Source organism: Paenibacillus lautus (genome assembly GCF_050482385.1).
Taxonomy (GTDB): domain Bacteria; phylum Bacillota; class Bacilli; order Paenibacillales; family Paenibacillaceae; genus Paenibacillus_AQ; species Paenibacillus_AQ lautus_B.
Window position 1 is genome coordinate 494,680 of the sequence record NZ_JBCNHV010000010.1, and the last position, 18,223, is coordinate 512,902.

Annotated in this window: 24 protein-coding genes, 3 tRNA genes and 1 pseudogene; 10 read left to right on the top strand and 18 right to left on the bottom strand. The window is 41.8% G+C overall.

The window, feature by feature from the left end; all coding sequences use genetic code 11:
* The first annotated feature begins 107 nt into the window (after window positions 1-107).
* From ABEW73_RS13465 to ABEW73_RS13475, 3 genes are all read left to right on the top strand, one after another.
* Window positions 108-872: a polysaccharide deacetylase family protein gene (locus ABEW73_RS13465; RefSeq protein ID WP_430171171.1), complete on the top strand. Its 765-nt coding sequence runs from the start codon at window positions 108-110 to the stop codon at window positions 870-872.
* A 236-nt stretch (window positions 873-1,108) separates the two neighbouring features.
* Complete coding sequence (locus ABEW73_RS13470; protein ID WP_098742778.1) at window positions 1,109-1,708, top strand: TetR/AcrR family transcriptional regulator; 600 nt, start codon at window positions 1,109-1,111, stop codon at window positions 1,706-1,708.
* A gap of 119 nt (window positions 1,709-1,827) precedes the next feature.
* Window positions 1,828-3,033: an MFS transporter gene (locus ABEW73_RS13475; RefSeq protein WP_430171173.1), complete on the top strand. Its 1,206-nt coding sequence runs from the start codon at window positions 1,828-1,830 to the stop codon at window positions 3,031-3,033.
* 91 nt (window positions 3,034-3,124) lie between these two features.
* Here ABEW73_RS13475 and ABEW73_RS13480 read toward each other — a convergent pair whose 3' ends face one another.
* The 9 genes from ABEW73_RS13480 to ABEW73_RS13520 form a co-directional block, all read right to left on the bottom strand.
* A complete protein-coding gene (locus ABEW73_RS13480) occupies window positions 3,125-3,313 on the bottom strand; it encodes a hypothetical protein (protein WP_076321296.1) in 189 nt (62 codons plus the stop codon).
* 251 nt (window positions 3,314-3,564) lie between these two features.
* Entirely contained in the window at window positions 3,565-4,275 is a 711-nt protein-coding gene (locus tag ABEW73_RS13485; protein WP_430171175.1) for a DUF421 domain-containing protein, read from the bottom strand.
* Between the two features lie 112 nt (window positions 4,276-4,387).
* Window positions 4,388-4,750: a hypothetical protein gene (locus ABEW73_RS13490; protein WP_430171177.1), complete on the bottom strand. Its 363-nt coding sequence runs from the start codon at window positions 4,748-4,750 to the stop codon at window positions 4,388-4,390.
* Window positions 4,751-5,037: 287 nt separating this feature from the next.
* On the bottom strand, window positions 5,038-5,421 hold the full coding sequence (locus ABEW73_RS13495; RefSeq protein ID WP_339271966.1) for a YmaF family protein: 384 nt from the start codon (window positions 5,419-5,421) through the stop codon (window positions 5,038-5,040).
* 97 nt (window positions 5,422-5,518) lie between these two features.
* Complete coding sequence (locus ABEW73_RS13500; protein ID WP_430171179.1) at window positions 5,519-5,686, bottom strand: hypothetical protein; 168 nt, start codon at window positions 5,684-5,686, stop codon at window positions 5,519-5,521.
* A gap of 380 nt (window positions 5,687-6,066) precedes the next feature.
* Complete coding sequence (locus ABEW73_RS13505) at window positions 6,067-6,654, bottom strand: hypothetical protein (protein WP_430171181.1); 588 nt, start codon at window positions 6,652-6,654, stop codon at window positions 6,067-6,069.
* 542 nt (window positions 6,655-7,196) lie between these two features.
* Entirely contained in the window at window positions 7,197-7,307 is a 111-nt protein-coding gene (locus tag ABEW73_RS13510; protein ID WP_372238779.1) for a YjcZ family sporulation protein, read from the bottom strand.
* 344 nt (window positions 7,308-7,651) lie between these two features.
* Window positions 7,652-7,722 (bottom strand) — tRNA-Ile (locus tag ABEW73_RS13515).
* A gap of 198 nt (window positions 7,723-7,920) precedes the next feature.
* Window positions 7,921-8,466 (bottom strand): hypothetical protein, encoded by a 546-nt coding sequence (locus ABEW73_RS13520; RefSeq protein WP_430171183.1) that lies wholly within the window; start codon window positions 8,464-8,466, stop codon window positions 7,921-7,923.
* Window positions 8,467-8,972: 506 nt separating this feature from the next.
* Here ABEW73_RS13520 and ABEW73_RS13525 point away from each other — a divergent pair.
* The 3 genes from ABEW73_RS13525 (at window position 8,973) to ABEW73_RS13535 (ending at window position 10,207) form a co-directional block, all read left to right on the top strand.
* Window positions 8,973-9,146, top strand: a complete 174-nt coding sequence (locus tag ABEW73_RS13525; protein WP_430171185.1) for a tryptophan RNA-binding attenuation protein — start codon at window positions 8,973-8,975, stop codon at window positions 9,144-9,146.
* Between the two features lie 159 nt (window positions 9,147-9,305).
* Window positions 9,306-9,626, top strand: a complete 321-nt coding sequence (locus tag ABEW73_RS13530; protein ID WP_430171187.1) for a hypothetical protein — start codon at window positions 9,306-9,308, stop codon at window positions 9,624-9,626.
* Between the two features lie 8 nt (window positions 9,627-9,634).
* Window positions 9,635-10,207 (top strand): IS3 family transposase, encoded by a 573-nt coding sequence (locus ABEW73_RS13535; protein ID WP_430171264.1) that lies wholly within the window; start codon window positions 9,635-9,637, stop codon window positions 10,205-10,207.
* Here the strand turns inward: ABEW73_RS13535 and ABEW73_RS13540 are convergent.
* Window positions 10,204-10,374, bottom strand: coding sequence for a hypothetical protein (locus ABEW73_RS13540; protein ID WP_430171189.1), 171 nt, complete (start codon window positions 10,372-10,374; stop codon window positions 10,204-10,206). The two genes, ABEW73_RS13535 and ABEW73_RS13540, sit on opposite strands and share 4 nt — an antisense overlap.
* Window positions 10,375-11,134: 760 nt before the next feature.
* Between ABEW73_RS13540 and ABEW73_RS13545 the strand changes: the two genes are divergently transcribed.
* Window positions 11,135-11,917, top strand: a complete 783-nt coding sequence (locus ABEW73_RS13545; RefSeq protein ID WP_430171191.1) for an aminoglycoside 6-adenylyltransferase — start codon at window positions 11,135-11,137, stop codon at window positions 11,915-11,917.
* Window positions 11,918-12,089: 172 nt separating this feature from the next.
* Here the strand turns inward: ABEW73_RS13545 and ABEW73_RS13550 are convergent.
* Both ABEW73_RS13550 and ABEW73_RS13555 read right to left on the bottom strand, forming a co-directional pair.
* Window positions 12,090-12,469 (bottom strand): annotated as a pseudogene (locus ABEW73_RS13550) (YmaF family protein).
* Between the two features lie 20 nt (window positions 12,470-12,489).
* Window positions 12,490-13,308 (bottom strand): DUF2935 domain-containing protein, encoded by an 819-nt coding sequence (locus ABEW73_RS13555; RefSeq protein WP_430171193.1) that lies wholly within the window; start codon window positions 13,306-13,308, stop codon window positions 12,490-12,492.
* A gap of 521 nt (window positions 13,309-13,829) precedes the next feature.
* Here ABEW73_RS13555 and ABEW73_RS13560 point away from each other — a divergent pair.
* Window positions 13,830-14,714 (top strand): cation diffusion facilitator family transporter, encoded by an 885-nt coding sequence (locus ABEW73_RS13560; RefSeq protein WP_430171195.1) that lies wholly within the window; start codon window positions 13,830-13,832, stop codon window positions 14,712-14,714.
* Between the two features lie 220 nt (window positions 14,715-14,934).
* On the opposite strand, the gene ABEW73_RS13565 is transcribed toward ABEW73_RS13560, so the two are convergent.
* On the bottom strand, window positions 14,935-15,372 hold the full coding sequence (locus tag ABEW73_RS13565; protein ID WP_430171197.1) for a hypothetical protein: 438 nt from the start codon (window positions 15,370-15,372) through the stop codon (window positions 14,935-14,937).
* 414 nt (window positions 15,373-15,786) lie between these two features.
* Between ABEW73_RS13565 and ABEW73_RS13570 the strand changes: the two genes are divergently transcribed.
* A complete protein-coding gene (locus ABEW73_RS13570; protein WP_430171199.1) occupies window positions 15,787-16,077 on the top strand; it encodes a phosphatidylinositol kinase in 291 nt (96 codons plus the stop codon).
* A gap of 74 nt (window positions 16,078-16,151) precedes the next feature.
* On the opposite strand, the gene ABEW73_RS13575 is transcribed toward ABEW73_RS13570, so the two are convergent.
* Window positions 16,152-16,457 (bottom strand): hypothetical protein, encoded by a 306-nt coding sequence (locus ABEW73_RS13575; RefSeq protein ID WP_430171201.1) that lies wholly within the window; start codon window positions 16,455-16,457, stop codon window positions 16,152-16,154.
* A gap of 29 nt (window positions 16,458-16,486) precedes the next feature.
* Here ABEW73_RS13575 and ABEW73_RS13580 point away from each other — a divergent pair, with 29 nt between their 5' ends.
* On the top strand, window positions 16,487-16,876 hold the full coding sequence (locus ABEW73_RS13580; RefSeq protein ID WP_430171203.1) for a site-specific integrase: 390 nt from the start codon (window positions 16,487-16,489) through the stop codon (window positions 16,874-16,876).
* A 178-nt stretch (window positions 16,877-17,054) separates the two neighbouring features.
* Here the strand turns inward: ABEW73_RS13580 and ABEW73_RS13585 are convergent.
* The 4 genes from ABEW73_RS13585 to ABEW73_RS13600 all read right to left on the bottom strand — a co-directional run bounded on the left by ABEW73_RS13585 (window position 17,055) and on the right by ABEW73_RS13600 (window position 18,114).
* Window positions 17,055-17,128 (bottom strand) — tRNA-Ile (locus ABEW73_RS13585).
* A gap of 55 nt (window positions 17,129-17,183) precedes the next feature.
* Window positions 17,184-17,260 (bottom strand) — tRNA-Met (locus ABEW73_RS13590).
* Window positions 17,261-17,342: 82 nt separating this feature from the next.
* Window positions 17,343-17,507, bottom strand: a complete 165-nt coding sequence (locus ABEW73_RS13595; protein ID WP_164817394.1) for a hypothetical protein — start codon at window positions 17,505-17,507, stop codon at window positions 17,343-17,345.
* A gap of 43 nt (window positions 17,508-17,550) precedes the next feature.
* Window positions 17,551-18,114: a hypothetical protein gene (locus ABEW73_RS13600; RefSeq protein WP_430171205.1), complete on the bottom strand. Its 564-nt coding sequence runs from the start codon at window positions 18,112-18,114 to the stop codon at window positions 17,551-17,553.
* Between the last annotated feature and the right edge of the window lie 109 nt (window positions 18,115-18,223).

Here is an 18,223-nt window from a genome sequence, read left to right on the forward strand (position 1 = left end):
CTTCCGTATGCCATAAAGAATAATTTTACTGTTATCACCAAATGATAAATAGGCTTGCATTGTCATATGCGAAGACTAGAACAGCCGAGAAAAGGATACCCCTCACCATGAAAAAACTCTCAACCGTCGTATTAATCGCTCTCTCCATTTCCCTTTGCTATCCGAAAGTTGTTAACGCCGAGCATGCGCCATCCGCTTCCAAAGGCAGGGATTATTATGAGGAACGCGGCGAGATTGTATGGGAAGTCCCCACAAACAATAAAGTAATTGCCCTTACCTTTGACGATGGTCCGGACAAGCAGAATACCGTTCAAATTCTGGATCTGCTAAAGCAATATGACGCAAAGGCTACCTTCTTCGTTGTTGGCAACCGGGTGGAGAAACACCCTGAGATCGTAGCGCGAGAGCTGCAGGAAGGACATGAGATCGGCAATCACTCATACTCCCATCCTGCTTTTCACAATATTAACGTCAGCAAGTTAACGGACGAACTGAAGCGGACGCAGGATGCGATTTTTCATGCAACTGGCATTCAAACCGTTCTGTTTCGTCCACCCGGAGGCAGTTACAATGAAGCGATTGTCCGCACGAGCAAGGATTTCGGTATGCTGACCGTATTATGGTCATGGCATCAGGATACGCTTGACTGGCGAAAGCCCGGCGTAAATCGGATTGCCAAAAAAGTGCTGGATAATGCCCATAATGGAGACATTGTACTGATGCACGATTTTGTGCCGGGTAGTACACAGACGGTTGAAGCCCTCAAAGTGATTCTGCCGGAGCTGCAAAAGAGAGGCTACGAATTTGTGACCGTCTCCGGGCTCCTGTCCTATCATGAGAAATCGCGTAAGTTTATTGAAGTAAACCATTAAAGAAATGAATCGCGTTCTATAATAACCGCTGCCTACTAATGGTAACGGTTATTTTTTGAAACCGACAGGCCGCTACTTGCTTTACGCTCAAGGACGACATCCTGGAATTAAGAACGCACCCTATGGAGGTCTCCAGCAAGGGGGGTCTTGAATAAATGAATTGTATTTGGTAAGATACAGAACGAACGTTCAGTATATAAATTTTGAATGACCCAGGATCATAAGGGGGTGCATGCGTGAATAAAAAACAACAACAAACAGAGGATACCAAGCGACGCATAGCCGAAGCCGCCAAGGCGCTTTTTATGCAGAAGGGTTACAAATCCACGTCCATCGAGGAAATCGTTGAAGCCACCGGCAGCAGCAAAGGAAATATCTATTATCATTTCAAGAGCAAGGAAGGGCTGTTTCTGTATCTGATCGAGGAATGGGACCTCGAGTGGGAACAGAAATGGAACAGTAAAGAGCAGCATTACACCACAACCGTTGACAAGCTATACGGAATAGCAGATCAATTGGTGTTTGATGATCTGAACCACCCCTTCTCCAAGGCGCTTGATGAATTTATGAACAGCAATGGAGATGTTACCGAGGAAGTCGAGCAGCGAATCGTCCAGATTATTCGTAGCCATTTGGAATTCGATCAGAAATTGCTGCAGCAAGGGATTGATCGCGGGGAGTTTGAGAATCATAATGTGGAGCAACTATCCGTCATCTTTGAGAGCCTCATTGTTGGTTTAAGCCAGATGTCCCGCATAACGAAGGTGGAAAATGCGCTTTCCCTTTATCATGCCGCCATCAAAGTATTTCTGCATGGTATTGAAAAGAAATCATGAAAAATAAGACTCTTTTTTCATGCTCTATTACAAACCGAACGTTCAGTATATAAATAATCGAATTCCCATCATTTTCATCATGTCATTATTAAATCGTCTTTTATTTTGGAGGAATCATCATGTCATTACTGATGCGAAACAATGGAGCCATCCTGCTCCTCATGTTCAATATATTTCTAGTCTTCACCGGCATCGGGCTCGTCATACCTATTATGCCAACCTATATGACGGAACTGCATATCAGCGGAAGCACGGTAGGCATGCTCGTTGCCGCTTTTTCATTAACACAGCTGTTATTCTCGCCACTTGCGGGTAGATTGTCGGACACCATGGGTCGTAAAAAAATCATCATCTCCGGCATGATTGTGTTCGCTATATCGGAATGGTTGTTCGGAGCTGCCAGCACACCGCCGCTCCTGTTTGCATCGAGAATGCTCGGCGGTATTGGCGCTGCGCTTATTATGCCTGCTGTTATGGCCTACACGGCTGACGTGACTTCGAATGAGGAACGTGGCAGGGGCATGGGGTTCATTAATGCTGCGATTACGACAGGTTTCATCATCGGACCGGGTATCGGAGGGTTTATCGCCGAGTATGGCATTCGCGTTCCTTTCTACGCTGCGGCTGTTGCGGGAGGAATTGCCGCACTGGTAACGCTGCTGCTGCTTCCGGAATCATCCGCCAAGCAGGAAGCACCTACCGTACTGGGACGGAAGAAGGAGAGCATGGTTGTCCAACTGGTACGCTCTTTCAAAGAACCTTATTTCTTAAGTTTGATCATTGTATTTGTGCTCTCTTTCGGCCTTGCCAATTATGAAACGGTGTTCGGCCTGTTTGTGGATCATAAATTTGGGTTCACCCCTAAAGATATTGCCATGATCATCACATTTGGATCGATTGCGGGTGCCGTCGTCCAAGCGACGATTTTCGGTTGGATCCTGAACCGGTTCGGGGAGAAAAGAGTCATTACACTCAGTTTGCTTACCGCAGGAATCTGTATCCTGTTAACCCTGTTTGTGCATAAATACTGGCTGATATTCCTTGTTACCTTCCTGGTCTTTCTGTCGATCGACATCTTACGTCCCGCTATCGGTACGCAAATGTCCAAGCTGGCGAAGGATCAGCAAGGCTACGTGGCCGGTCTGAACTCGGCTTATACCAGCCTGGGGAATATTGCAGGACCGCTGGTAGCAGGGTATCTGTTTGATTTGGACATCAACTTTCCCTACATTTCCGCGTCCATCGTCCTCATTCTCTGCTTCTTCCTGGCCATGCGTGCCGGCAGAGCCTGGGCCGCAACAGAGGCTGTCATGAGTGAACGGTAACGAAGGATAACGGCCTTCCTCAACGTTTATAGCCAATCATTAAACAAGACACCGCCGGAAGCATCTGGCGGTGTCTTTTGGTTATGTATTTTTAATATGCCACCAGGACGATCATCGCCAATAAAGCCACAAGTGCAAACAAGAGAGCCCATCCCAATTCGAACCGTCTTTTTTCTTTATATGCCTTAAAGGCTTTCCGTGACTCAAATACGAATACGACCATCAAGAAGGCAAGCAACACAGGCAATCCCCACGACTGATTTAACACCCACTCTGACACCTTAATCCCCCATCCTATATCTAAAATGAGCTGCATCCAACCAGCAGCATCTGTATAAATAAGGTATCCCTCAATGATTCTATTAAAATGTACCGTATGTTGCGCCCGATTACAAATCTCGCTTAAAATATATACCGAAAAAGACTCCACCGGCATTGTTGGTGGAGTCTTACCGTTAAAGTGAACCGCGGGGGGGAGGTTCGTTCGGTTATGTATGGTTTCGCTAGGGTCCTGATCTTGCCGCTTTCGCATTACTCTACGTCTATTGGATGTTGTATCTTATCCTTATAAAAATCCATATACAGTTGACCGTCGGTTCCCTTGACCGCATAAAAAACATCTTCAATATTTTTGTTCCTATGTTTTAATATATCCTGTATCCAATCTGGGGAGAGATCGTTTACCTTTAGATTGTCTTCTAAAAGTTGTCCATCCATGATAAGCTCAATCGGGAACTGCTGATTCCCTTTCGCTCCCTTTTTCATATCTTTTAAAGTTACATTCTGGTATTCCTTTTTCTTCATCACAGATATCATTCCATTGATCTCTAATACGCCGTACTCAACTTCCGAGATGTCAAAAATATCCCTTTGTCGTAGCATCTGATTGATTGTATCTAATGTTAAATTATTTTTCTTTAGATTCTCTTCAAGAATCTTCCCCCCCTCTATAAGTATACTCGGCGTCCCTTCAGCCCACATACGGAGTTTACGGTTCTTCACAACGATCTTTGATAAAAGATAGGATGTAAATGAAAAAACCGCAAGCGAGATGAGTATATGTAGGGCCTGCAGCTTTTCATTGAAAGCAAAGTTTGCAGCAATTGAGCCCAAAATAAGGGCAGAAACAAACTCATGAAAATTCATGTTAGATAACGTTTGTTTTCCCAAGAACCGCGTAATAATCAACAAAATCACAAATGCAGATATACTACGAATCAGAATCATCATATATTCACCCATAAAAACCCATACACCCCATTTTCATCGTATACCATATATATGGGCAATTTTCACAAAAATAAACCGATAAGGATAGCAAAGTTTCAAGAATATACTCTAATTGAATTTCTAATTAATCGGTGATCTCATTTAATTTTCTTTTGAGCTCTAAGTTCATAATAAAATTATACTTACTTGCATGTTTAAATTCGTCTGTTAAAATCTCAAATACCATGTCCCTATAGTACCTGTATGGCATCCCGGCTCTATTACGGTATTTTTCCACTACCCTTAATTCACCCATTAAAGCTTTCTCTACTCCCTCTATAAATACTCTATAAATGAATTCGGTCGTCGGAGCCACTGAAACTAAATAATCATAAAACAACTCGTCTTCTCGCTCGCCTGAAACGGCTTGTTCAATTAATGCAAGTGCCTCATCTAACGATTTATAAGAAGTTTCTTGCGATGCCTTTTTATTTTCGATACGATACAAAGTATTCAAAATCTCATGCAATGTCAGGGCGGATATGCTCTATGGACAAAAAATAACCCCACCAGCCTAAGCAGTAGGGTTTTTCTGCATGTTTCCACTCATAGTGGAGTTAAGTAAGTGCATTGTGGAGACATCGATCATTGAACAAGATAATCTCCTCAGGTTAATCAACACGGTTAATAAAAATACAGTTTGTTCTGCTACTGCAAATGTTTTCGTGTGTTTTTATGTTTTTGTCAGCAATTGCGTTAGACCACTAGCCGTCAAAGTTTATTGTTTTATAATTCTTAAACGAGAGGTGATTGAATCAATGTCGCAAAATTGAATTGGTGTACGTGACCATCGTTTAATGTAGTCTGACCAGTTACAAAATGTACGTGTTTGCCATTTCCTACTGGAATAGCCGGTCCAGTTCTAATCTTTTTCAGATTATGAAAATGGTTCAAGAAATCAGTTTTTTCTAATTCAATTTCGTGGACATGACTATTCCCCACTCGAATCGCTTGCCCTGTAACACCAGCAAACCGATGATTGTGTCGATCTGCTCCTTCTTCAGCCAGCTTGGTACTACCTTCAAATTCATGTACGTGTCTCTGTACCTTTACGCGTCTCTTCACCTGTTTTGTAGATGTTATTCTAACCTTCTTTACTGCTTGCCGTTTCGTCTGCATTCGTTGTATGCCTCCTTAAATTTAAACGACTTACAACATCCTATTTAGACATACATGGTTATGTGCAAGGCCATTATTAGGACTACTCTAATAGTTTTTATAGTTCATCCTTCTGCAATTCGATATCTATTTCAATCAGCTTCTTAAGATAATCCACTGTCTTATTCTCGATCCGGCCGTCCTGAAAATCCTTTACCCTTTTGGCTATTCCGGCTTTGAAGAGCTCGTGCAGCATTAGCAAATTCTTACTCTCAAGTGTTCCCATTGTCGTTCCTCTCGGCTTTCAGTTATGATGGAATGCGAGATAGCGGATGTCAGATAAATTGCGCGCGGCGGGCCGCTATCTCAGCCGGGTGATACCCTGGACTAAGGGGAGAACGTGTCAGCGTCCTCCTTTTAATAAGTCTTGGCATAAGAAAAACCGCCCAATCATTAGGCGGTTTGTTCTAAACTATAGTGTTCCGTTAGCTTAGTCAGCTTAGTATGTCGATGAGGAGCACATCATTTGAAAAAACTCGGTCATCAAAAAAGTCGTCTACTCCTCAACATACCGGTTGCGGCGAATTAAAGTCGAACATGGCGATGATTACGACATCGGCAACGTTATAGCGTTCGCAATTGATTGAACTTAGAGCTACTACCGGACTAATTTCCTAGTTCAATTTCGATACGTGCAAGGACTCCAGCTGGATTATCTCCGCTTCTGTTTGCATTTGACGGGAAGTTAAAAGCAGCGATCACAATATCATTTGTACCTCTCCGAAGGAAACGTCTAATATTAAACGATCTTCCCGGATTAAAGAATGAAACATTGCCCTGCGGATTGTCGATAACTACCGGCCGCCCATTTATTAAAACGATGGCAAAGTTATCAACGGATAGGAATAAGCTAGCTCTCTCAATATCGTCTCTAATCGTAAATCTTCTGGCGACCACAGCAGCAGGACCGTTAGGGTCATTTCTTCCCCAAACGTACGATTCACCAGATTGCGGCGCTACCCATGCCGGATTTCGCTCGATTTCAAGTGCGTTTACCCAGTTTCGATTCGTACTTATTCTCCTAGTTCTTTGACTAATAACAACCGGACTTTGTGCATTCAATGATCTTTGTGCGGCAATCATCGTTCTCATTGCCTTTGCAACGCTACTCGCCCGGATTCCGTTAAGTCTTCTAGGCGCTTGTAGTTGTTTGGCCGTACTATTTGCCTTTCCTAGTACTGTTCTTTTGTGCATTTTATGCTTCCTCCTTTATTATCAACGAATCTTTAACATATATATGAATCCATGGATTTAATGGATCTGGACAAATGATTAGTCAAGTCGCTCAATTTCCTCAAATGAAAATAGCCCCCCGTAAAAAACGGAGAGCTGTCTCACATTTTGCTTGGTGACCATAGAATCAAACCAGCTACATAGAGTTCTTGCCGATCCTCCAGGTCAACAACTGACACCTCATGAACCATGATCTTATACCGTTGATGCCCTGTTGGTTTCTATATATGGATGCACGACAAATAAGGGGCACACGCCAACGCTGTACCCCTTCTCTACTATTTTCTGCCCTTGTCACGATATCATGTTCGCAGACAAATAAACATGCCTTGCAGCACTGATTCTCCTCGTTGTTTGATGTTCGGTTTATGTACAATGAACTTAATCAAAAACAGGGACGGAAAGTAGCCGTCCCCGTTTACTGAATTGGGGATACCGCATGGGTGCAGTATCGTAATTGGTGAATTAAATTAAATCAATGAATGCTTCATTCAGGTGCTTAGTTAAATCCAAAAAGTTCCCAAGATAATAACCAAGAGAATAAATAAAACCAGAACAGTACCTACTGGATTCCCGTATCCGCCGTAACAAGATTTTTCGTAACTCACCGATATTTACCTCCTTGTTTTGTGGAATGGTACAGTTTATGTACATAGACGGACTTAGTCTGGACATTTCGGCAATCATGATCAGAATGTTGTACCATAAATAGGACTGGGAGGGGTTCTTCACATCGCGGTCTACTTGAAGAACGGACGTATTAGCCATACTCTCAGTGCCTTCAGTTATCTGAAAGTCGCAGTTGAACGCCTTGGAATGACCACAGCAATGTTCAATGAACGATACTGTCGATCAATAGCTACCGTTAGCAAATGCGTTTTTCACCATAGTTTTTCACTCAACTAAACAGCCCTATAAACAGCAAAAAACCCTTGCATCGCAAGGGTTTTCGATAAAGTGGGCCCTGAGGGACTCGAACCCCCGACCAGTCGGTTATGAGCCGACCGCTCTAACCAACTGAGCTAAGGGAAATGTTTTTCTGAGTTGAACTCTGTGTGGTTTCTTCTATTTGAATCCAACAATCCGAGGGCGGGTTAAATTTAGAAACTGGTTCAAATCAGGGATGTTGCGGACTCCAGTATTAATGGAACTCATAGGATGAGTGAAAAAAAAAAAAGAACCCTGCATGCAATTAAGCTGCCAGGGTCTTACTTTTCCAATTACTTACTACATTTTAATCAGTTTCTGTATCCACTTGATCGTTATTTCATCTTTGACCTCCGTGCTCAAGTCGGAAGGAAACTGTAAATATTGTTCTTCCTCAGGCATTTTATGCAACTGACTATGCACAATAGGATCAACATTACTGTCAGCAGAATAATATTGAGGAAAGCGGTAATCTTGTCCTTCAAGTGATCGATAAACATAAAAATTGTACTCGATCCCATCAACTACACAAAAGGCGTGACCTTGAATTCTCGGATCGCACCAGACGTGAGTCCCTTTTAGCTTTTTTAATGAAAGTAAAAAACCATTCTTCTGAGCTTCCGTAAGATGATAATCATCCAAATAATACTTTGATGATATTCGATCAAAGTTCGTATCGATGATCTGGTAGTTCAAAATCACTTCGGCCCTCTTTTGAAGAATGGGGTTAAAATAATCCTCTTGGATCCCGCATTTATACTTTGATAATCGGCTCTTTACCAAGTAGTCGATATTACTGTGGTCTAAATTACGACCAAACGTTAACAAAAATCGTCGCTTATCCAATTTTACTCTGAACCCCATTTTGGAAGTGAATTATGGTGTAAATCAATATTTCCTTTATGGTCAGGCCAATTATCTTTTGTATGATAATGCCACCGAGTATGATTTCTAGATCATATCTTTCATATTGAGCTTTAATTCCTGGGTCTAATTTTGGCCATACAATCTCATCGAATTGTTTACCTATTTGCTGTGGTATCTTCTTCCCCATCTTCTTTTTAACAGCTGCTTTTATTATAGCAGCAACAACAGCCCCAACAATAGGCCATATTCAATGCTACGCTTTAGCTTTTCGTATTCCGGATCTCCCTGTTGTAAATCCACTCTTGGGTTATAAGCTGCTGCATTGATTTGATCGATTGGCACGATTCTGATGTTCTGTTCATGTTCTCTACCTCCATTGGTTTTATGGCAAGAATAAAACTGCCCACAGTTGAATAAGTAATTTACTTTTGATATGTTAAATCAAAACACGAAGAACCTCCTACAAAAATGCAAAGGGGATATTTATGTCAGTAATTATTGCAGAGGACGATTTGGAACTCCCTTGCCCTAACTGCAACGGAGAAAAATATGTTATCGCTAATGATAAAAAAGAACCTTGTTCAAAATGTAATGGAAAAGGTGTCGTTCTAACTGCACTTGGGCAAACATTACTCCACTTTTTCAAAAAACATTCTTAAGAAACAGATACTATAGCCCCATTGTCTGATGTTGTTTTGCAACAAAAAAAGGACTAGCTCTACGGTACTGACCCCATAGCGTGAGACAAATTAAAAACACCTTCAAGAGAATGCAACCATGTCGTAAGATATGGAGACAACTTTGGAGGTGTTTTTGCGTTGGCAACAAGAGTCAGCTATCCGGTAGAAGTGAAGAAGAAGGCCATTGAAATGAGACTGGATGGCATTCCAGTGAAAGAAGTCGTGGACCAACTGAACATACGAAATAAGACACAAGTAGAGACCTGGATGAGATGGTATCTCAGTGGCCAATGGAACCGGTTGGAGCAGCCTGTCGGTAAACAATACAGTTACGGTAAAGGGCCTGAATATACATCAGAGCTCGAGAAGGTACAGGCGGAAAATCGGTTTCTAAAGCAACAATTAGATCTGCTAAAAAAGTTCGCGGAAATGCAAAGGAGGTGTCGGCAAAGACTGTAGTGGAGTGGATGGAGCCCATTCGGGGGGAAGTTAGTTTAACCCAAGCATGTGCATGGATCGGGATTTCCCGCGCCACCTACTATCGCTGGAAAGACGCCTATGGGAGCCAATACGAGGATCACACGGTAGAGAAGATTCATGAGCTTTGTAAGCTACATAAATTTCGTTATGGATACCGGAAGATCACGGCACTGCTTCGGATGGAACGTAAGATTAACCATAAACGCGTGCAGCGGATTATGCAGCGAGAGGGGCTCCAATGTCGCGTCAAAGTGAAGAAACGCAAACCTACAGGGCAGCCAGCTTACATCGCAGAACACTTATTAAAGCGTCAGTTTGAGGCCGATGCCCCCATGCAAAAACTCGTTACAGACATTACGATTTGCCGTTTGGCGGAAAGACGTTATACCTGTCGAGCATCTTGGACTTGTTTAACGGAGAGATTGTGGCATACAGTATCGTTCCTCTCTATTTCGTGGAGAGCTGCCCGCCGTGAGTCTGGCCAACCATTTAATCCATTTCATATATCTCTCAACCACACAATGAAAATAGAAAAAGCGCCGAGAAATGGCGCTTTTTAAATATATACTTTTGAGCAATCTGCACTACTCTCTATAATTTCGGTTTTATACCCATTTTCTATTTCACTAGCACTGTCAGCATTTGCTGTATGAGTTGATAAAATTGTTGAAAATAACATGATAAACACACTCAGAATCATTATCGATTTGTTTAAAGTACGATTCATGTTAAATTCCCCTTATTTCAGCTTTTTTTTTGATAATCTTATCACTAAGCCGACAATTGCAACAGTCAAGCCTACACCTAAGATCGAATATGTAACAACATTACTGGTATATAGACTCAAAATAATTGCCAAGATCGTTATTCCAAAACCCAACCATTCTAACAAACTACCTCTTCTCAAAGTTACCCGCCCCTCTCTGTCTGATCTTGAACGATACATAGGCATTATCTTACAGAAACGGCATTCATGTTCCAAGTCAAGGAAAATAATGAAATTAATAGTAAAATGATATAACGGTCTCAGTACAATCAAATACATTATGGAGATATTTGTTTTTATTTGTCGAATGGTATTTTATCAAATCTCTTTACATAAACAAATTTCATTTAGTTCTTTTAAATAAAAAAAGCGAGAAGAGTTACGCCCCAGTCATATGCCGCATTCATGCAGCCGTGCGTGTCATTCTCGCCTTTTTCTATGGTTACATCCTATCACGGAAAAATAGTCATATGGTGTTCAACTTAGGTTCAGATTACGATCACCCCACCTTCACTCTCAATTCAAATCCAGGCTTGATTTTTTACCATCTGCGTAATTTCTGCATGCATCATATGAAGCACACTATGCTAACTTGCAGGATAAATTTATCAGGTAAGGAAAACTCATTCGATTGGATAATCATTATTGAATCCGTTATATCAATTATGTTATGATGGCGTAATACCTATTTTTAATAGGTCAAATTACAGGAGTGATAAGCATGTTAAAACAACATGAAGAGTTTATTCAAAATCTTGTAAAGCAGATAAAAGATGACAAACGATTTGTAGGTGTACTTGCTGGGGGTTCAATGACAAATAATACGATGGATCAGTTTAGCGATCTTGATTTGATTCTTGTCTATGTCCCAACCTTTAAAACGGACATTATGATGAATAGACTGCAAATAGCAGGTGAATTTGGTCATCTTTTATCTGGGTTCACTGGTGAACATGTAGGTGAGCCACGATTACTCATTTGCTTGTACCAGGGCCCTCTTCATGTTGATTTAAAATTTGTAACTGTCGAAGAAATAAAGGATGGAGTAGAAAAGCCTATTGTGGTATGGCAACGTGGTTGCTCCTTAGAACAGCTGCTGAATGAAATCAAGTTTTCTTATCCTTACCCTGATCTTCAATGGATTGAAGACCGTTTCTGGGTTTGGGTACATTATGCTGCTACTAAACTCGGAAGAGGAGAGTTATTCGAAGTAATCAGTTTTCTTTCATTTGTTAGAGAAACTGTTTTGGGTCCATTAATTTTAATGCAACACAATTCACTGCCAAGCGGGGTACGGAAAATTGAAAGACATGCTCCTGAACTTATCGAGGAACTAGAAAAAACGGTTGCTGTTCATGAAAAAGAAAGCTGCTATAACACAATTAAGTCTTCAATTTCATTATATTTAAATCTAAGACGAGTATATGAAAGCGATATACACATAAAATCTGAGGCTCAACAAGTATCCATTAAGTATGTAGAAGAGGTTTACGAAGAAATGTAACGAGTAATCGGTAAATACTTGTTCAATTAAGAAAGCGGCAAACTAAGACTTGATTCCACATCTTAGTTTGCCGCTTTCTTATTAGAACTCCGCATCATCCTGCTCAAAGAACCCCATCAACTTTAATTTGTTTGCCATGCTCTCAGTACCGTCAGATATCTTGAATTACTATCTAGCCCTGTTCATTACCTGTGTTTCCACTATATCGATGAGCATGTGGAATCCTGTGGTTTGGCCTTCAAAATAATGATAGTGCCCGCCGCCTGCCAAGGGAATGGCGGGGCCAGTTGTTCCTCTAATCATGTGCTTGTGTTGATCATTAAACGATGTTTCCGCATGAAAATTATGGACGTGTGGAACGCCACTTGGAGCTGGTTCAGTTACACCCACGTAATGGTGGAAATGTCCAAAACATCAAAGGATGTATCTCCTTCAAAGGGATGAACATGAACGTTAACGGGTCTTCCATCCCAAGATGTAAGAAAGAGTTTATGTGAATGTCCAGAATCGGAGTCATTGGAGAACAATAAATCCCGTTATTGGTATTTCCATCAAATAGAGCCTCCCTTAAATTAATGCATAATTTCTTTTTTGTTTACTTTCATGCCAGACAATGACCGATCGAACATATCAAGAATAAATAAGAATCGTTCGGCTTCACGAAAAACGTGATCTGCTAATAAGGGATGGATAATGCTTTTGATTCGACACTCATCAATTAAGTCGCGCGCTGTCTTCTTAAAATCCCGCAATGATTTGACTGAAACGCGGTTTTCATCAACAAATTGACTTAGTAATGGATGGGTTTGCGATTGTGGACGCATGGAGCTTAAATCAATGGCTTGATACATCAGCGCATCAAAATCTTGACTAAACTCCCTTGCTTGTTCTACTAATTTTCGTTCAGATGGATCAAGCAGATGGCCTATAAACTTTGCATGATCAGCCATAATTTTCAGGAAAAAGACATTTTCATCGATAATCGAATCAGGTAATGGCTCAAGTCTTCCGTTATTGAGTTCCTCCAGTCGATTTTTAAAGTATCTTGCTTCTCGACTAATATGATCTACAAGCAGAGGGAAATTTGTTCCACCAGGAAGTTGGCACCGCAGTATAAGCCCAAGTACCTTTCTCTTAAATACCCAAATGTGTACAGCAGCATTGTGAACTTCTGAATTAAACTGTCGAATTGTTTGTGGATCAGTATCTGCATGAAAAGAATGGGATCTTCTTTCGATATCATCAAAGCTTGCATGAAATTGATTGGCCTCATTAATTAACTCCGTGTCTTCACACCTGAATCCTAGTCGAAGAAAAAAGGAATGCTCTTTCATAATACGTGACCAAAAACGTATTTCGTCTAATGATCTGACTACAAAAGGATCCGACAAGCCATTTCCCACCTTTCAGTCTACTTATTAAGACAACCATTTATATTTGCTTGTAAGCAAAGTATATGGGGATGGCATGTTTCAATATGCTGTCGGAAAGTAAAAAAACATAATCAGGTTAAGGGTTTAAAAAAGCCTCCACGGCAAATTGCCATCTGAGGCAAGAAGACTAAAGCTTGTAATAAACAAAAAAGGCGAGAAGAGTCACGCCCCGGTCATATGCCGCATTCATGCAGCCGCGCGTGTCATTCTCGCCTTTTTCTATGGTTACATACTATCACGGGAAAACTGTCATGTGGTGCTCAATATAGGGTCAGTTTACGGTCATCCCGTGTTCAGTTTACAGTCAAATTTCGCTCTTGATCACTTTATCTGCTTGCTGGAATAGTATTTTTCTTTCATTAAGGTAACACTTTAAACCAAAGACTAATTAACTGAAGACCGGCAAAAAGCTTGCTGTAGACCCACTCGGGATTCGTTTGATAATGTAAATTGTAATACTAGAAAAAGGTTGTGTTACGATGAAAGGTTCAAAGGTTGCGTTCTTATCGGTACTTAGTAATACGTTTGTCGTTTTACTAAAGCTCATCGTGGGTTTTATAACTGGCTCAGTAGCAGTGATTTCTGAAGCAATTCACTCAGCATTAGATTTAGTCGCATCCCTTATTGCTTTTTTTTCGGTGCGGGTTTCTGGTCGCTCCGCCGATAAAGACCACCCTTATGGCCATGGCAAAGTGGAAAATATCTCAGGAACCATTGAAACCTTACTTATTTTTGTGGCAGGTATTTGGATAATTTATGAGTGTGTTCATAAAATACTAAACCCTACAGCGATTGAGCTTCCTTTTTTGGGTATCGTTGTAATGGTTATAGGGGCTGGGATTAATTATGTTGTCTCTCTAAGAGTTAAAAAGGCAGCGATAGAACACCATTCTGTTGCTATGAAATCAAATGCCCTACACCTGCTTACTGATGTCTTCACATCTTTGGGTGTTGCATTTAGTTTATTATTAGTAACCATAACAGGATGGACCATCTTAGACCCTCTCATCGGAATTATATTGGCAATTTATATCATGAGAGAAGCCTATAAACTATTAAAGGAATCATTTCCTCCTTTGTTGGATGCTAGATTGACCGAAGAAGAAGAGAACGAAATCCTGAGTATCATTCATTTATTTAAAGAAAAATATATTGAGGTTCATGATTTTCGTACGCGGCGATCAGGTCCAGAGGAATATGTGGATTTTCATCTTGTGGTTTCTTCCATTATGGAGATAGAAAAGGCGCATCAACTATGTGATGAAATTGAACTAGCTATTAAAGTGAAATTTGAACACGCCCAAGTATTAATTCATGTGGAACCAGAGCATGAACGCCTTGTGAGTAAAAACAAGGAAGTATAATTCGGGTTAGTAAGCAAATGGGCGGTGCAGCATTTACAGTTCTGTATCAAGGACTTTATTTTAACTCCCAGTATAGTGAGAATCTGTCAAATGTAGAACATTAATTCAATAAAATGCGGCCGACTAAGACTTTTTTTGACATCTTAGTTTGCCGCTTTTTGTTTGCTTTCAAAATTCTGCATCATCTTGCTCGAAAAACCCCATCAGCTTAAACTATTCGCTATGCTTTCAGTGCCCTCAGATATCTTACGACGAATAGTGCTATTGCTAGGCCATGCCGGAAGAACAGCAAGGTCTCCTTATAAGAGTAGCCCTGCATATACCTGTAATCGATCGCCTTATTTGCCTCTATATCCTGAATCAAACTGAACGCTCTGCGTATTTGATGAGTATAAAACTGATATCTCTGGTATACCCAACGCTGCTTCTCAATCAGAATAGTCGCATTGGCCGTCTTATCAGCATGCAGATCCTCCTGATCGATGCGACGAACAACTTCGCCGTCAATGGCCACTTGCTTTAAATCTTCTTCGAATTTTTCAAAATCCTGCATGAGCATTGTCATCTCTTTATATTTTCCAAGCAGGAATTTTGTGCGCTGGATTTCCGCTTCATTTGCTTTTGGAAAGAGCTCACCTCGTCCCCACGCCATCGCCATTCCCCTCAATCCCCTTTGTGATATAATTATTGAGAGGAATATATTACCGATTGATCCCCGCCCCGGCCAAGGATGTGGGGGTCTTTTTCATTCCATGTAATTCATTTGATTTTTTAAATATCATCCTTGTCCGCGTAAGCATCTTCGTTAAAACGATGTCGAACATGCTCTCCAATAGCTTCCCATAGTCTTCTAATTCTTCAACCGACTTCTTTGAAATGTCCAGGTCGTGCCCTGGTACTGTACTTCTACTTCCGGGTCATATCCGTACGCATCTCGTCTCTCCCTATTGATTGGTTGTAAAGTTAACGATTTTTTATTTGCCCATAAATTTGATATTAGGCAAGTGTCGTGAGCAGTTCAGGTTATAGTCCATAGACTGGTGTTGTATTACATTTACCTAAGGAGGTAACTATGGAAACTGATTATAAACAATTATGTTGGAGACTGATGAATCAATACGTTGGAATTAATACAACTGATGGTCACTCTTATGATGGATTTATTACTCATGTCGATAATGAGTATGTCACTCTTGCTGTTCCAACTAATGAAATGATTGAGGAAATGCGTGGGATGCCCGCACAGGAATCAACCTACAGACAATTCGGTTTCCATCCTGGCTTTTTCCCTCGTCGTCGTTTCTTGCAGCGCCGTATCCCTTTTCCCATTAGTTCTATATTCTTGCTTCCATTCTTCATATGATCTAATGGCTGAGAAAGGGATACGGAGAAAACATATCCCTTTCTCTTTCTATTAAGGCTTTGTCCTTTATAAATTCAATACCGGCTATAGCGCCACCGACGCCAGCAAAGAGAATAGAAGCTATCTTGTACTGAATGTTCTATAATGCCTGCAAAGCCGTCTGGGAAATCCAACGGGATATTTTCGAAAGAAGGGCGTTCTTTCAGGATAAACTGTTCCAGTGCTTCCTTACTGATCTCTTCATCGTTGGAATTTGGGCTTTCCTCAGCAACAGTAGTATCGTTCTCTGCAGGTGCAGGCTCTTGATCATCACCTTCAAAGCTCATTTCACGAGGCTCGGCTTCAGCTGGATCAGAAGTATCAGATTCTGTCTGCTGCATCCATTCCGGAAGAGAACGAACAAAAGGAAATGAAGTTCTGGTCTGTTGAAGAATTCAACCAGTTTCTAAAATCATCGAAAGGTCATATTCACTATATTGTATTCTCGCTCGCAATTTACACCGGCATGCGTCGTGGTGAGATTCTGGGTCTCCACTGGAAGGATGTCGATTTTGAACGTAAGGAGCTGCTTGTTACTCAAACAGCCAACTGGACCCGTTCAGGACTGGTCATACAGCGCCCTAAGACGAATGATTCAACCCGTAGGGTAAAACTATTCCAGTTTATCTTAGACGACCTTCAGGAGCGCTATGAGCAGATTCAGAAGCACAAATTTGAGTACGGTGATGGGTATGAGAATAATGATCTCGTATGCTCTACCCCAACGGCGGTTATATTAAGCCCAAGAAGCCGTCGATAGGATTGAAGCAGAGCTTAATAATACTCTGAAAAGACGCTAGATCCTGTGGATAAATAGCTGCCGTTAGCAAATGCGTTAGCAAATCGAAGTTTCCTGCATTTTTACCATAATATTTTTCTCTGCATAACAGCCCTATAAACAGCAAAAAACCCTTGCATCGCAAGGGTTTTCGATAAAGTGGGCCCTGAGGGACTCGAACCCCCGACCAGTCGGTTATGAGCCGACCGCTCTAACCAACTGAGCTAAGGGCCCTGAACATACATGTACACATAAACATAAGGACGTCATACATACATCGTTTAAAAATTGGTTGCGGGGGCAGGATTTGAACCTGCGGCCTTCGGGTTATGAGCCCGACGAGCTACCGAACTGCTCCACCCCGCGTCAATGCTGTATCAAACAGCGACAAGAATAAATATACACCATTTCCCTACAACAAGTCAAGTGCTGTTTTAATGGGATTTTCTCAAGGCATAAACCGCACGCCATAGCGACCCTTTTTGGAACGGTAAACCTCCACCATCCGCGGATCATGGTACCCGAACAGCCAGCCATCCTGCTCCAAACGTTTAGCGAAGCAGCCCGCCTGAAATTTGCTTGTATACAGCTTTCCGTAATATACCCAGTTCATCCTATGCGACTCCTTACCCGAATGATAATGTAATGCTGTCATATTATATCCAAACTTCCACAAAAAAACCGAAATCCAACAAACTTCTTTGCGAACTCCCGATAAAAATACAATCAGCCATACGCCGTCCCGCTTCGAATGTCTGCCGCAGCGGGGCGCAGGCCTTGGGGGATACCCTCATGATTAAAGATGTAGGCAAACTCCGGGCTAACATACCCTTCCCGGCGTTCGGCTGCTCCTTCGGCAATCCCAGTAAGGGATAATGAGCTTTCAGCTTATCCATATTGTTCTGAATGAACCTATACCGATGAATGAAAACAAAAGCCATGTACAGACCGAGAATTAACAGAACGGAAAAGGCCGCCATACCCATCACAAACCCGCCGAGATCGCCGGTTACCGCAACCACCATGTAATACCCGGTGTAACCGATAGCTGCAAACAGCAGGGCCGCTTTACCCGCTTTTCCAACGCCGCCTTTGCGCTCCATGGACTGGTAGGTACCTTGCTGCAGTGCTCTGAAATGACATGCATAAAAAACGAGGAGGAGCAGAAGCATCACCGCTGCCGAGCTTAGCCCATACCCGATGGATTCAACTCCGGCCAATGCCGCCCCGAATCTGCTCGGCAGGGATTAGCCGGAAATGAAACTGTTCTTCCTCTGAAATCTTTGTGCTCATCTTGACACGCCCCTTATTTGAACCATCCGGCTAGCA